The organism is Aequorivita sediminis (assembly GCF_032080575.2).
Classification (GTDB): domain Bacteria; phylum Bacteroidota; class Bacteroidia; order Flavobacteriales; family Flavobacteriaceae; genus Aequorivita; species Aequorivita sediminis.
Genome location: NZ_JAVLSO020000008.1, coordinates 1 through 15,474, shown reverse-complemented (window position 1 = coordinate 15,474; position 15,474 = coordinate 1). Strand labels below are relative to the sequence as shown.

12 protein-coding genes are annotated in these 15,474 nt (G+C 35.5%); 11 read left to right on the top strand and 1 reads right to left on the bottom strand.

Annotated elements, in window-relative coordinates; all coding sequences use genetic code 11:
* Positions 1-41 precede the first annotated feature (41 nt).
* Positions 42-1,115: a saccharopine dehydrogenase C-terminal domain-containing protein gene (locus tag RT250_RS11435; protein ID WP_313114879.1), complete on the bottom strand. Its 1,074-nt coding sequence runs from the start codon at positions 1,113-1,115 to the stop codon at positions 42-44.
* 321 nt (positions 1,116-1,436) lie between these two features.
* Between RT250_RS11435 and RT250_RS11430 the strand changes: the two genes are divergently transcribed.
* The 11 genes from RT250_RS11430 to RT250_RS11380 all read left to right on the top strand — a co-directional run bounded on the left by RT250_RS11430 (position 1,437) and on the right by RT250_RS11380 (position 14,765).
* Positions 1,437-2,069: a Crp/Fnr family transcriptional regulator gene (locus RT250_RS11430; protein WP_313114877.1), complete on the top strand. Its 633-nt coding sequence runs from the start codon at positions 1,437-1,439 to the stop codon at positions 2,067-2,069.
* A 67-nt stretch (positions 2,070-2,136) separates the two neighbouring features.
* Positions 2,137-2,946, top strand: coding sequence for a sulfite exporter TauE/SafE family protein (locus tag RT250_RS11425; RefSeq protein ID WP_313114875.1), 810 nt, complete (start codon positions 2,137-2,139; stop codon positions 2,944-2,946).
* Positions 2,947-3,130: 184 nt separating this feature from the next.
* Entirely contained in the window at positions 3,131-3,400 is a 270-nt protein-coding gene (locus RT250_RS11420; protein WP_313114873.1) for a heavy-metal-associated domain-containing protein, read from the top strand.
* Between the two features lie 174 nt (positions 3,401-3,574).
* Positions 3,575-4,237, top strand: coding sequence for a peroxiredoxin (locus tag RT250_RS11415; protein WP_313114871.1), 663 nt, complete (start codon positions 3,575-3,577; stop codon positions 4,235-4,237).
* Positions 4,238-4,343: 106 nt separating this feature from the next.
* Complete coding sequence (locus RT250_RS11410) at positions 4,344-5,687, top strand: MBL fold metallo-hydrolase (RefSeq protein WP_313114870.1); 1,344 nt, start codon at positions 4,344-4,346, stop codon at positions 5,685-5,687.
* Positions 5,688-5,807: 120 nt separating this feature from the next.
* Positions 5,808-7,142 carry a cytochrome ubiquinol oxidase subunit I gene (locus RT250_RS11405; RefSeq protein WP_313114868.1) on the top strand — a complete coding sequence of 445 codons (1,335 nt, stop codon included), beginning with the start codon at positions 5,808-5,810 and terminating at the stop codon, positions 7,140-7,142.
* Positions 7,143-7,144: 2 nt separating this feature from the next.
* Entirely contained in the window at positions 7,145-8,221 is a 1,077-nt protein-coding gene (gene cydB, locus RT250_RS11400) for a cytochrome d ubiquinol oxidase subunit II (RefSeq protein WP_313114867.1), read from the top strand.
* A 22-nt stretch (positions 8,222-8,243) separates the two neighbouring features.
* Positions 8,244-8,546, top strand: a complete 303-nt coding sequence (locus tag RT250_RS11395) for a hypothetical protein (protein ID WP_313114865.1) — start codon at positions 8,244-8,246, stop codon at positions 8,544-8,546.
* A 164-nt stretch (positions 8,547-8,710) separates the two neighbouring features.
* Positions 8,711-9,109 carry a hypothetical protein gene (locus RT250_RS11390; protein WP_313114863.1) on the top strand — a complete coding sequence of 133 codons (399 nt, stop codon included), beginning with the start codon at positions 8,711-8,713 and terminating at the stop codon, positions 9,107-9,109.
* Positions 9,110-9,255: 146 nt separating this feature from the next.
* A complete protein-coding gene (locus RT250_RS11385) occupies positions 9,256-13,587 on the top strand; it encodes a CusA/CzcA family heavy metal efflux RND transporter (protein WP_313114862.1) in 4,332 nt (1,443 codons plus the stop codon).
* 11 nt (positions 13,588-13,598) lie between these two features.
* Positions 13,599-14,765: an efflux RND transporter periplasmic adaptor subunit gene (locus tag RT250_RS11380; RefSeq protein WP_313114861.1), complete on the top strand. Its 1,167-nt coding sequence runs from the start codon at positions 13,599-13,601 to the stop codon at positions 14,763-14,765.
* The last annotated feature ends 709 nt before the right edge of the window (positions 14,766-15,474 follow it).

Below are 15,474 nucleotides of genomic sequence, written 5' to 3'. Positions count from 1 at the left end.
GTTTTTAGGACTTTTGCATTTCTATTTTAAGTCAAAAAAAATTATTTAGGATCCTTATATTTCTCATACATCGACCCGAAATGTGAATTTATAAAAAGATCGTATGGAATTTCTTCTTGCTTAATAAAACCTTTATGTTTCAGCTTCCCTTCTGAAACTAAATCTACCACTGCAGAAATACTACAAGCCGTAGTCCAACTTATGGCGCGCCATTCCTTATTATCCAAAGTAATCCTGCGATAAGATTCTGAAAATTCTTTTCTTCTTAACTTCCCATCAATCATTCCTTCAACCGCAGCATAAACAAGAACTATGTCTTCATCTACCAACGGCAGTGCATTGTTTAAAATATCTTTAGCAAGTTTTCGGTCGTCTTTTAAAAGCAAATCGTAAAGCAATAATTTCATTCCATCTCTATGTCCTGGATATCGAATGGTTTTATAGTTTAGCGCATCGACTTTTCCATCCATAGTTTCACACATAGTTCCCAATCCACCAGAGGTTAAAAACGCTTCGTATAGACGGCCATTGATATTAATAATCTCTAAATCGTTTAAGGAGCTCAGCATTTTACGTTCGCCGTTATGAATCACCTCAGCATCGTTTAAGTATTCGTTAATCACCCCTTCTGCACTCCAAGTAAAACTATACCCCAATTGTCCCATTGGATGCAATGGCAAGGCTCCTACTCTTAGCTTAACCGATCTAACCTCAGAAAACTTGCTGTATAATCCTGCTCCTAAAATTCCGATAAAACCTGGAGCTAAACCACATTGTGGTGCCAGAACCGATTTACTGTTTTCAGACATTTTTAGGATAGCATTTAAGGTAGGCACATCTTCGGTTAAATCAAAGTAATGAACGCCCATATCAACAGCTGTTTCAGCTATTTTAATATTTAGAAAGTAAGGCAAACAAGAAACAACAGCGTCTTTGTCTTGTAGAAATTCGCGTATAATTTTATCGTCGGAAATATCTCCTGTAACTATTTCAAAAGTAAATTTATCCTTAACTTCATATTGATCTATTCCTTCTACATGAAATTTTGAACTTAATAAGGTAGCCACTAAACTTCCTACTTTCCCTAGACCTAAAACACCTATATTTTCTATCATTTTGTAAATTGTTAGACTTTGAAAATTAACTTATTATCTGTAAGAATCCAAAAAAATTAAACAGTGTAATTCCTTAAGAATCTTTTATAAAATAAGATCTAAACCTCCCTTATTAGGGTTGTTCTAATGAAAATAATCAATACCAATGCATAAATTAATAGTTTGGGCACTAAAAATACGACTATAGAAACTGAATATCTATAACCAATTCCCTCCCAAAACTTAAATTATAAAATGTATTTTTGAATTATAAGATAGAGTGTTTATTCTATTTTATTTTTATTTCTCAACTCTTAATCTCATAAAATTTTAACTTGAATCATGATTGAAGACCTAAAACAAAGTTACGGACATCTTTTTGAAGATAATTTACTCAATGAAATTATGGAGGTTGGGGCTATTAAGGAAGTTCCCGAAGGTTTTAAAATGATGGATATAGGCGAGTATGTAAAATCTATGCCGCTGCTTGTTTCTGGAGCAATCAAAATTTTAAGAGAAAATAATGAAGGCGACGAGCTCCTACTCTATTATTTAGAGAAAGGGGAAACTTGTTCCATGACAATGACATGTTGTCTTGGACAAAAAAAAAGTGAAATTCGAGCCATAGCCGAAACGGATGCAAAACTAATAATGGTTCCTGTTCAAAAAATGGAAGAGTGGACTTCTAAATACAAGTCGTGGCGAAATTTTGTTTTTGAGAGCTATCACAACAGAATTAATGAACTGTTAGCTACCTTAGATAGTATTGCTTTTCAACAAATGGATGAAAGGCTGGAACAGTATTTACGCGAAAAAGTAAGAATAAATAAAAGTGACATTATAAAAAATACTCATCAAGAAATTGCTTACGACCTGAATACTTCTCGAGTTGTAATTTCGAGATTGCTTAAAAAAATGGAGCAAATGGAAAAAATTGAACTCGGTCGAAATTATCTGAAAATTTTAAACTTATAATCAATGTGTAACACTGGTTACAACAGAGGCTATTTTAAAATATTACTTTTGGCGTAAGTTTAAAGTTATGGAATTAATAGAAGTTTTTGGATATATAAGTGCGTTAGCAATAGGAATTTCTTTAGGTATTATTGGCGGTGGTGGTTCTATATTAGCCGTTCCCGTTTTGGCATATTTATTCTCTATAGACGAAAAAGCGGCAACCGCCTACTCCCTATTTATTGTTGGGGCTAGTGCTTTTGTTGGTGGTATTAAACAACATTTAAAAGGTTTTGTAGATTGGCGAACTGCTATCGTATTCGGGATTCCTTCTATAGCTGGGGTGTCGCTAGTACGGTATTTTATAATCCCTATTCTCCCTGAAGTTTTGTTTAACATTGGCAACTTTGAACTTACAAGAAGAATGGGAATGTTTGGCTTTTTTGCCCTACTTATGATACCCGCTGCTTTCTCAATGCTAAAGCCTAAGAAAAATATTACTTCCAACAAAAAAACTAAAGTTAAATACAACTACCCCATGATCCTTCTTGAGGGATTGCTAGTAGGTGGGATTACAGGTTTAATTGGCGCTGGTGGTGGGTTTTTAATTATCCCAGCCTTGGTAATTTTAGCAAAAGTTGAAATGAAAGTCGCTGTAGGAACTTCTTTAATTATCATCGCTTTTAAATCACTACTCGGTTTCTTTTTAGGAGATGCGCTAACAATGAATATCGATTGGCTTTTCTTAATGCTTTTCACGGGTATATCTTTTGTAGGTATTTTTATCGGAAGCTATTTAAGTAATTTTATCGACGGGAAAAAACTTAAAAAAGCCTTCGGATACTTCATATTTGCTATGGCTTTCTTCATTTTCTATATGGAGTTTGTTGTGAAGTGAGACGTGGGGAGGTTGACGTAGGACGGTAGGACTTAGGACGGTAGGACTTAGGACGTAGGACTGTAGGACTGTAGGACTTGGGACAGAGTTCTTATTTGTAACCTAGGTTACTGCCCCACATAAATTTCAGTCATATTTTTGAATATAATTAAATCCTAAAAGGTTTACTTTAAATATTATAAATATGAAAAACTCAATTACAGTACAGAATTTAAAATGCGGTGGATGTGCAAATACTATCACAAATAACCTATCTAAATTTAAAAACATAAGTGATGTTCAGGTTGATGTAACGTCCAGCACAATCTCTTTTGATTCTGAAAGTGCCGATGCAATAATAAAGATAAAAGAAAAACTAAAAAGTTTGGGCTACCCTTTAGTAGAAGATTCTAATTCAATTACGTCCAAAGCCAAATCGTTTGTAAGTTGTGCGACTGGGAAAATGTCTAGCTAAATTTTAACGGAATTACAACTAGTTGTTGGGGGTTGATTATCTTGAAGATAAACTACTGTTTTTTTAAAATAACTTCGACTTCCGTTCGGCTGTGTAACCTGAGTTACTGTAGCTTATCGTTAAAAACCTTATCTTTAATAAAAATATGATTTTAACATAAAAAAGATAATTACTATGGAAAAAAATTTAGAATTAGAAGAAATTAATGCGATGCCTAGGATAGGTGATGCTGCGCCAGATTTTGAGGCTGTAACTACCACAGGGAAGATAAAATTTTCAGATTTTGCTAAGGACAAGTGGGTAGTAATGTTTTCTCACCCTGCAGATTTCACTCCTGTATGTACTACAGAAATGAGTGGATTCGCACAACGAAAAAGTGAGTTTGATGCTTTAAACACTGAACTTTTAGGGCTGAGCATTGACAGTATTCATTCACATCTAGGATGGGTTCAGAATGTAAGGGAAAACACTGGAGTTTACTTTGATTTTCCAATTATTGCTGATATTGATATGAAGGTGTCCAAACTATACGGAATGCTTCAGCCGAATGAAAGTGAAACAGCAGCAGTTCGTGCGGTTTTCTTTATAGATCCGAGCAAGAAAATACGTTTAATTATGTATTATCCTTTAAATGTTGGAAGAAATATGGACGAGATTCTACGTTCTTTAGAAGCGCTTCAAGTTTCTGACGAACACAAGGTTGCCTTGCCATTAGACTGGAAAAAAGGCGATAAAGTTATCGTTGGGCCACCAAAAACACTAGATGAGCTTAATGAAAGATTAGCAGACGATTCACTCGATAAAACTGATTGGTATTTGGCTAAGAAGAATCTATAGTTTTAAATTAAATGATAAATAACTATTTAGTAGAAAGGTAATAAACTATTAGATAGTAAGATTTAACGTACTACTTTTTAAAATTAAAAAAACACTATTACAGATTATGAAAATAAAACAATTTGAATACGAGCCACTTTCGCATTTTTCGTATGCTATTATTAGCGATGGAAAAATGGCTTTAGTGGATCCTGAAAGAAATCCGCAACAGTATTATAAATACGCCGAAGAAAACAATGCTGAAATAGTTGCTGTTTTTGAAACGCACCCTCACGCCGATTTTGTTAGTTCGCATCTTCAGATTCATAATGAAGCTGGAGCAACCTTATATTGCAGCCAAAAAACTGGGGCCGATTATCCACATCAAGCTTTTGACGATGGGGATGAAGTTAAAATTGGAAACACTACTTTTAAAGCTATCAATACTCCCGGGCATTCCCCAGATAGTGTAACATTTGTAGCTACGGAAGGCGACAAAACAGCGTTGTTTACAGGTGATACACTTTTTGTAGGAGATGTAGGTCGTCCCGATTTACGTGAAAACGCAGGGCACGTAAAAGCTAAGCGTGAAGAATTGGCGAAAATGATGTATGACACAATTCAGAACAAATTTACACACCTACCAGATAACGCATATGTGTACCCGGCTCACGGGGCAGGTTCATTATGCGGGAAAGGAATGAGTGAAGACGCAACTTCTAGCACTTTGGGAAATGAGCGTATGGGCAACTGGGCTTTTAAAAAACAAACAGAAGAACAGTTTGTAAACCATTTATTAGACGCTCAACCTTTTATCCCACACTATTTTGGGTATAATGTTGATGTAAATAAAAACGGTGCAAAAAACCTTAGAACTTCTCTAGGTGAAATCGATCTTAAATTAAATGTTACTGAGTTAGATAACGATTTATTAATCGTTGACATTAGAGATGAAAAGGATTTTAAAAAGCACCATATTGCTGGAAGTATAAACATAATGGCTACTTCTGAAACTTCCAAATTTGAAACCTGGTTGGGCTCTATTATTCGTCCGGATGAAAAATTTCAAATTGTAGTTGATTCTATTGAGAGTGTTGAAAAAGTTCTTCAACGCACTGCTAAAATTGGATACGAAGCGAATGTAGTTTCTATAAATACACTGGCGGATAAAGGTTTAAAAAAATCGGATAGATTAAATCTTGGTGAATTTAAGGAGAATCTGGACGATTATACTATTGTTGATATTCGTAATGAAAGTGAATTTTCAGAAGGGAAGTTTTTTGATGATGCTATTACCATTCCGCTACACCAATTACGTGAAAAAGCAGGTAAGATACCTACCGACAAACCTATAGTGGTACACTGTGCTGGAGGTTACCGAAGCGCGGCTGGCTCAAGTATTCTTGAAAAAGAATTAAATGCAAAAGACATTTTTGATCTTAGCGATGATGTAAACGACTTTAAAAATTAAGATTAACTGTTTATAATTTTGAGAGGACGTTTTTAACGTCCTTTCTTCTTTTTATTTTTATTTACAACAAAATCATTACAGTCGATTTTATAAATTTGAGTAACCAACTCACAATTAATTATGGAGGACATGATTTTTTACGATAGGATGCAGTTTGCATTTACTATCACTTTTCACTATTTATTTCCACAATTAACCATGGGGCTATCCTTAATGATAGTCTATTTTAAATGGAAATTCCTAAGAACTAAAATTGACAAGTACAACGATGCTGCCAAATTTTGGATGAAGATATTCGCTCTTAATTTTGCTATGGGCGTGGTAACAGGAATCCCAATGGAGTTTCAATTTGGAACCAATTGGGCTAAATTTTCAGAGCTTACGGGAGGAATTATTGGGCAAACCCTGGCTATGGAAGGGATGTTTTCTTTTTTTCTCGAATCTTCATTTCTAGGATTGTTTCTTTTTGGAGAAAAGTTACTAGGGCAAAAACTTCATTTTTTAACTGGCTTCTTGGTTTTTCTTGGTTCTTGGGCCAGCGGCTATTTAATTATTGCAACCCATTCGTGGATGCAACACCCAGTAGGTTATGAAATTTTAGAAAATGGAAAGTTTGTTCTCAATAATTTTGGAGCCTTGTTTTCCAACCCTTGGCTGCTACCTTCATTCTTACACAATCAAATGGGGTCCTTAATCACCTCTTCTTTTGTTGTTGCAGGAGTTGGTGCATTTTATATCTTAAACAATAAACACAGTGAATTTGGGAAACTCTTTGTAAAGACTGGAGTTATTTTTGGTTTAGTTGCTAGCTTATTAGTCGCTTTTCCTACAGGAGATTGGGCAGCAAAAAACGTTGTAAAATACCAGCCAGTAACTTTTGCAGCTATGGAAGGAATTTTTGAAACTGAAGAAGGTGGTTCTGAAATTATCTTAATCGGTCAACCGGATGTGGAAAACAAAAAACTAGACAACAAGATTGCAGTACCGAATATATTGAGCTTTTTAACCTATCAAAAATGGGATGCTGAGATTAAAGGTCTTAATGAATTCGACGAAAGTGTTTATCCTACAAATATCCCTGGACTGTACTATTCGTACCACATCATGGTTGGTTTGGGAACTATTTTTATAGGATTATTGCTCTTAGCAGCCGTTCAGTTATTCAGAAAGAAACTTTATAAAACTAAATGGATTCTCTGGTCGTTGATGTTTATGATTCCTTTTCCATATATCGCAAATACTGCAGGTTGGTACACGGCGGAATTGGGAAGGCAGCCATGGTTGGTTTACAATTTATTAAGAACCGTCGATGGAATTTCCCCAACTGTATCATCAGGAAATACATTATTTACTTTACTCGGATTTATTGGACTTTATTTATTGTTAGGATTATTATTTTTAATGCTCGCTGGAAAAATTATCAATAAAGGTCCTGAAACCACTAAACCCAACTAATTATGGAATTATTCTGGTATATCGTTTTAATGGCTATGCTTACCATTTATGTAATTTTAGATGGTTATGATTTTGGAGCAGGTATCATTCATCTTTTTTATGCGAAAAAAGAAAAAGACAAAAAAGCTATTAGAAATGCTATTGGCCCATTTTGGGATGCTAATGAGGTGTGGCTTATAGCCGTAGGAGGTGTTTTATTTTTTGCTTTTCCAACCCTGTATGCTTCTTCGTTTAGCGGATTTTATTTGCCATTAATAATGATATTATGGTTACTTATTTTTCGAGCTATAGGTTTAGAACTTAGAGGGCAGATCCACAACAAAATATGGGAAGCAATTTGGGATAAAGCCTTTGGAATAGCAAGCCTACTCCTAGCCTTGTTTTTTGGGATAGCCTTAGGAAACATAGTAAGAGGTGTAAATTTAGGGATGGTTACCGACGGCGTGTCTGCGCACGAGCCTCATTTTTTCTTTTTACCACTTTGGAATCCAACCTTTAGTCCGCACGCAGAACACTTAGGTATAATAGATTGGTTTACCTTGTTATTGGGGATAATTGGAGTGATTGCCTTAGCTATTCACGGGGCAAATTGGATAATTTTTAAAACCAACTCCGATTTAAACCAAAAGCTTAAGCAAGTAGTTTTTAACTTGAATATTGTATTGCTAATTCTCGTTATTATATCGCTATTTTCTTGGCACATAATCGATCCTAGACCATTTCATAATTTTGTAAAATATCCTTGGCTTTGGATTTTCCCAATCATCACATTTTGTGGACTTTTTGGCTTATTTAAAATTAAAAGTTTTAAAAAGGATGGATTTGGATTTATGTTTTCAACCTTATTTCTATTTGGCGGATTAGCTACAACTGTATCTTCTATATTCCCCAACTTATTACCATCTACAAATAACGTAAACCCTTCCCTAACCGTTTATAACGCAGCCGCACACGAGTATGGTTTATCGGTTGGTGTTTATTGGTTTGTAATTGCCGCAGTGTTAGTAGCCATTTATATGGTTATTCAATATCGCGTTTTTAAAGGAAAGATGGACGATGTAGGGTATGGCGAACATTAGTAAGTTTTAGTATTACTCCATTATGACAGATACACTAATTGCTATAATCAGTATTTTTATTGGAATCCTTGGTGCATTGCTTTTAAGTGTAATTAAGAAGAAATATTCAATGGGGTTCACAGGAAATACAATCGCTGGAATATTCGGGAGTATATTTTTTATTAAAATCTTCGGAAGGCTTGGCTTCGACCCTATTTCCATAATGAAAACAGGAGAAGTTAACTATGTACTTTTCACCATAAATTTAGCCATTTCTCTGTTAGGAGGCGCAATTGGCTTATTGGTCACTAAGTTGCTTGTAGTTAAGATGAATCAAAAGAAATAAAGCATTTTTTCTTATGTAACATAAGTCACTGTACAATTCCATTTAAATTTCAATCTTCGAAGCAACATTTACGTGTAAAAGTATATATCTGAATCAATAATCATTTGATTTAACTGCTTTCCGAAATATTCAATTCAGAAAAAATGTTTAATTTTGATTCCTAAGTGAAAACTATATTCGCCATATCATTTTCTTTTCTTATCGCTTTTCAAAGTGTAGGAGTTGGCATTCAAGATATTTTACTAATTGAAAAATTAGTGGAACATGCCGAATATCATATTGAAAATCACGGGGATGATTTTTTCACTTTTATGCAAAAACACTACGGTTCCTTACAGGCTGAACATGAGGAAGAGCAAAAAGAGGACAAACACGAACATGAAAAGTTACCCTTTCAACATATCTCTTGCCATCATGTTTTAACCGATGTACTATTGGTGTCATTAGATTTTGAAATCCCAAAGGTGGAAATTAAAATTCCGCAATCGCATGAATTTCATTACCAAAATTTATATTCTTCTTTGGAAAAGGTCTCAATTTTCCAACCCCCACAATTAGCATAACAAATAAGACCAGATTAGGAACACTTTTGTTCCGAATTATTTTATGGTCAGCTTATGCGGTTCCATAGTATGGAACGGCTTCCACCCTATTCTATTGTTTCATACTTCAACATTTTAACGGTTGAAAGTCATAGATAAATTTAGTTATGTTATCAAAAATTATTCATTTCAGTATAAAAAATAAACTGATCGTTGGGTTGTTCACCTTGGCCCTCATTATTTTCGGAGTATTTTCACTCACCCGAATTTCAATTGGTGCTGTTCCCGATATTACCAATAATCAAGTTCAAGTAATTACTACCTCCAGAAATCTTTCTACGCAAGATATGGAGCAATTTATTACGTATCCTGTCGAGTTAGAAATGGCAAACCTTCCGGGAGTTGTCGAAATACGGTCCACTTCAAAATTTGGTCTTTCAGTAGTAACAATTGTATTTGAAGAAGCCATGGGAATGTATCTTCCGCGACAACTTATAGCCGAAAAAATACAATCTGCAGCCGAAAATATCCCAGAGGGATTTGGCACTCCGGAGATGGGGCCAATTACAACAGGTTTGGGCGAAATCTATCAATATATTTTAGATGTAGACCCTGAATACAAGGACAAATATAGTTTAACCGAACTCAGGACAATTCAAGATTGGATTATTAAAAGACAACTTTCAGGAATTCCCGGAGTGGTTGAAGTAAATTCTTGGGGCGGAAATTTAAAACAATATGAGGTCGCAATTAACACCAATAAGCTAAATGCTATGGGTATAACTGCAGGCGAAATCTATACGGCCTTAGAAAAAAATAACAGTATATCCGGCGGTGGATATATTGAAAAAAGTAATCAAGCCTACTTTATCCGAGGCGAAGGCTTAATTACCTCTCTAGATGATATTAAAAATATTGTTGTTAAAGCCCAGGGTGACTTCCCTATTTATATAAAAGACGTAGCGAAAGTACAATTTGGGAGCGCTATGCGTTTTGGGGCTATTACCGGTAATGGTGAAGGCGAAAAGGTTCTCGGCCAAGTAATGATGATTAAAGGAGGAGATTCTGATAAAGTAATTAGAGCTATTCAAAAACGTGTAGCCGAAATTTCCTCAGCATTACCAGAGGGCGTACACATCAATCCTTTTTTAGATAGAAGTGAATTGATTGGAAAAACCACCTATACCATTGCCGAAAACCTCATTCTCGGAATTCTAATTGTAATTTTTGTAGTAGTTCTGCTATTAGGAAATTTACGTTCAGGCCTAGTGGTGGCTTCGGTGATTCCGCTTTCCTTATTGTTCACGCTTTCCATGATGTATTTATTTAATATGGATGCCAATCTAATGAGCATGGGTGCAATAGATTTTGGAATTATCGTTGATGGTGCAGTAATTATTGTAGAATATGTAGCCTTCCAGATCAATAAGAATGTGCTAAAATTTAAAGCACTTACACCCGCTGAAAGACAAGTCGCCAAAGATGATATTACAGAAAAAGGTTCCTCAAAAATGATGAATGCAGCAGTTTTTGGGCAGCTGATTATTTTGATAGTTTTCATCCCAATACTGTCTTTAAGTGGTGTTGAAGGAAAAATGTTTCAGCCAATGGCGCTTACCTTTAGTTTTGCAATGATTGGAACGATGTTATTGTGTTTCACCTACGTACCCGTGGCGGCTTCAATCTTTCTTAAGCCTAAGGAAGTTTCGCCTAAAAACATTTCGGTCCGGATAATGAATTTCCTTAATCGTTTATATGAACCAATGATTGAATGGGCCTTGGGTGCAAAGAAATTGGTTATCGCTATTGCTTTATTAATGTTAGGTGTTACTGCCTATATTTTTACAACAATGGGAAGCGAATTTATCCCAACTTTGGATGAAGGGGATTTTGTAATTCAACCTGTTCTTAAAACGGGAACCTCACTGAGTAATACAATTGATATTACTACTCAAATTGAACAAATATTAATAAATAATTTTCCAGAAGTAGACCAAATAGTTAGTCGAATTGGTGCTGCTGAAGTTCCAACAGACCCAATGTCTATGGAAGCAAGTGATGTTATTATCACCCTAAAACCAAAAAGCGAATGGGTTTCGGCCAGTTCTAAAAACGAATTAGCAGATAAGTTTAGTGAGGCCCTTGCAATTATTCCAGGGATGGAGGTTGAATTTACTCAACCTATTGAAATGCGGTTTAATGAATTGATTACTGGGGTTCGTGCCGATATAGCTATTAAAATTTTTGGCGAAGATTTAGCTGTTTTAGACAAAAAAGGTCAAGAAATTAAAAACTTAATTGAAGGTGTAGCAGGTGCGCACGATATTATTGTTGAAAAAGTTGTTGGTCTTCCTGAAATGAACGTGAAATTTGATAGGGCAAAGATTGCTCGTTATGGTCTAAATATAGAAGACTTGAACCAAATGATTTCGATGGGGTTTGCGGGTAGCGCAGCTGGAAGTGTTTTTGAAGGAGAAAAGCGTTTTGATCTTGTAATGCGATTGGATGAAGACCATCGAAATGATATTTCCAATCTTGAAAACCTCTACGTAGACACACCTTCTGGAGATAAAATACCATTGAGAGAATTGGCTGCGATTACCTATTCCAAAGGGGCGGCACAAATTTCCAGAGACGATACAAAAAGACGAATAGTAGTAGGCGTAAACGTGCGAAATCGCGATTTACAAAGCGTTGTTGATGATGTTCAAAAGTTGATAAACGAGAACGTAAAACTCCCAGTGGGGTACACTATAGATTATGGCGGACAGTTTGAAAATTTAGAAAGTGCAAAACAACGACTGTATATAGCGGTACCAGTGGCTTTAGTATTGATATTTATAATGCTGTATTTCGCTTTTAATTCGGTGCGAGAAGCATTAATGATTTACTCCGCAATTCCATTGGCGGCCGTAGGAGGCGTATTGCTTTTATGGGTCCGGGATATGCCCTTTAGTATTTCAGCAGGGGTTGGGTTTATAGCGCTTTTCGGAGTTGCAGTATTGAATGGAATTATTTTGATAGAACACTTTAAAGAACTTAAAAAGGAAGGAATGAAAGACAAGAATAAACTAATTATTCAAGGCTCCAAAGATAGATTACGGGCGGTTTTACTAACGGCTTCTTCGACAGCTTTAGGTTTTTTACCAATGGCAATCTCTACTGGGGCCGGAGCAGAAGTTCAAAGACCTTTGGCAACTGTTGTTATTGGAGGAATGATTACAGCATTTATATTAACTCTAATTGTTTTACCAGTACTGTATTCAATTTTTGATTCCGATAAAAAGAGGAAGTCTAAAAAGAAATTAGGAAAGTCCATACCAATAACCATTTTCGTATTCCTTCTAAGTTATACAGGAATGGCGCAGCAGAATCCCAAAACACTTCAAGATTTAAAACAAATAGCTTTAGAAAACAACGCCGGTCTTAAAGCTTCATCACTTCAAATGGATGAAGCCAATGCCCTAATTGGAAGTGCTTTCAATTTTGAAAAAACTACTGTTTTTTATGAGTTTAATGAGAATGATATGGGACCCAATAATCAACCTCTTGATGTTTTTGGAATTGAGCAGGAATTTTTATTCCCTACGGTTTATTTCGCTAAAAAAGCTGTTAACCAACGTCAGTTTGAAATGCAAAGTAATCAATATAATCTCGAAAAACGAAAGACGGAAGGAAGGGTCGAAGCAGCGTATTATCAATATCAATTTGAAAAAAGTAGAGCAAATGTATATGAAAAATTAGACAGCCTATACCAAAATTTCGCCCACGCAGCACAACGTCGTTTTGAACTTGGTGAAACAAATTACCTCGAAAAAATTACCGCTCGTGCTAAACAACGACAGTTAGAAACCGATTTTAATCAGACTAAAGAGGATATGTTAATAGCCTTGCAACAGTTAATAACTGTAGTTCAGTCCCAAGATAGTTTGCTTATTGTTGAGCAGCCCCTTGAAAAACTGGAACTTTCACTTGCACCTTCAGAACAACATCCTGCTTTAGATTATTATGAAAGTAGAAATAGCTTTTTTCTGGCTAAAAGCGGTCTCGAAAAGCAGAACCTACTGCCAGACATCAGCCTTTCCTATTCGTTGGGTAGCAATTCCGGATTGAGTCAGAACCTCTATGCTTACCAAATCGGACTTAAAATCCCGTTGCTTTATGGCGGAAATGCTTCAAAAATAAAAGCATCAAAGATTGCCGCAGCTGTAAGTCAGCAGCAAGCTGAAGATTATAAAATTCACTTGAATTCACGAAAAATGCAGTTGCTAAATGAAGTTTCAAAGTATGAAGATGCGCTTCAGTATTATGAAACCGAAGGAAAATCACTTTCAGAAGAAATTTTAAAGACAGCCAATATCAGTTTCAAAAATGGAGAAATAGACTTTTTTCAATACATCCAAAGTCTTGAAAACGCCTACGAAATTGAATTACAACATTTGGAAAACCTTAATAAATACAACCAAGCAGTTATCGCTATCAACTATTTAACGCTTTAAAAAATTTAATTATGCAGTATATAAAATCAATTTTGTTGCTATTAGCCTTCGTTTTGGCATCGTGTAACAATTCAGAAAAAGAAGTGGAGTCTACTGATTCTACTTCAGAAGAAATTGCTGACGGAAATATTCATCTTTCAAAAGCACAGTTTGAAAACGCTAAAATGGAAATTGGCCAACTCACCGAAAAACAATTTGCTCAAACTGTACAAACCAATGGCGTAATTGATGTGCCACCACAAAGTCGAGCGGTGGTTAGCGCATTTGCTGGAGGTTATATAAAAAACACACCGCTATTAGTTGGAAGCAAAGTTTCTAAAGGGCAACGCTTGGTTACTATCGAAAATCCAGAGTTTATAACAATGCAACAGAATTATATGGAAACTGTGGCGCAGCTTTCATACCTAAACTCCGAATACGAGCGACAAAAAACGATGCTTGAAGAAAAAATCACTTCTCAGAAAAGCTATTTAAAAGCTGAAAGTGAATACAAAACAGCATTGGCGCGTAGTAATAGTTTAAAGAAAAACCTTCAGATGCTGAATATAAATCCGGCTTCTGTGGCAGCGGGAAATATAGTTTCACAAGTAAATATTTACAGCCCAATTGATGGAAATGTAACTCAGGTTTTTGTGAATTCGGGTACCTATGTTTCTCCAGCCGATAAGATTATGGAAATAATGAACACCGACCATATTCACTTGGAATTAAAAGTTTTTGAGAAGGATTTGTTACAACTTAAAAAAGATCAGGAAATACTGTTTTCTGTACCAGAAGCGTCAAAAGAAACCTTTAAAGGCGACGTGTATTTGGTTGGAACATCTATCGATCCTAATTCAAGAATTGCGATGGTTCACGGTCATATTCCTGAAAAAGATGAAAAAAATTTCACCGCAGGAATGTTTGTAGACGCCCAAATAGTAACGGGAACTAAAACCCATTTGGCACTTCCTGAAGACGCCATAGTAGCGTTAGATGGAGAATTTTATGTATTGCTTATAGAAACCGAAAATAACGACGAATACCAATTACATGCTGCAAACGTAAAGATTGGCGCGACCTATCAAGGTTACACAATTATCGAAAACGCTTCAGAATTTGAACAAGATAGTCGTTTTTTAACCAAAGGTGGATTTGCATTGCTGCAGGAAGAAGGTGGCGGTGGGCATAGCCATTGATGAAATCGAAATCGAAATCGAAATAAAAATAGAAGTTGATCCCGATAGTTATCGGGAGAAGATGAAGATGAAGATGAAATCGAAATCGAAATCGAAATTGAAAAAGAAAGGACATTATCTGATGTAATACAATTACAAGCTCCTTCCCCTTTGAAATATTTTAAATAACTGTACTAGTAGTGTTAAGGGGAAGGTGGCTGCTGGGAAATAGGTTGATTAACAGCTAAATTTGAAATCCAGCTGGCGGAAGGGGTTGAAGTTGAAGATGATCCCGATAATTATCGGGAGAAGATGAAGATGAAGTTCAAGATGAAGATGAAGTTGAAATCGAAATCGAAATCGAAATTGAAATTGAAGTGAAAAAGGAAATACATTACCTAATTCAGTAAAGTCTAGCGTTCCTTCCCCTACCAAATATTTTAAAAAACTGTACTAGTAGTGTTAAGGGGAAGGTGGCAGCTGGGAAATAGGTTGATTAACAGCCAAATTCATAATCCAGCTGGCGGAAGGGGTTGAAGTTGAAGATGAAGATGAAGGTGAAGATGAAATCAAAATTGAAATTGAAGTAAAAAAGGAAATACATTAACTAATTCAGTAAAGTTTAGCGTTCCTTACCCTTCGAAATATTTTAAATAACTGTACTAGTAGTGTTAAGGGGAAGGTGGCTGCTGGGAAATAGGTTGATTAACAGCTAAATTCATAATCCAGC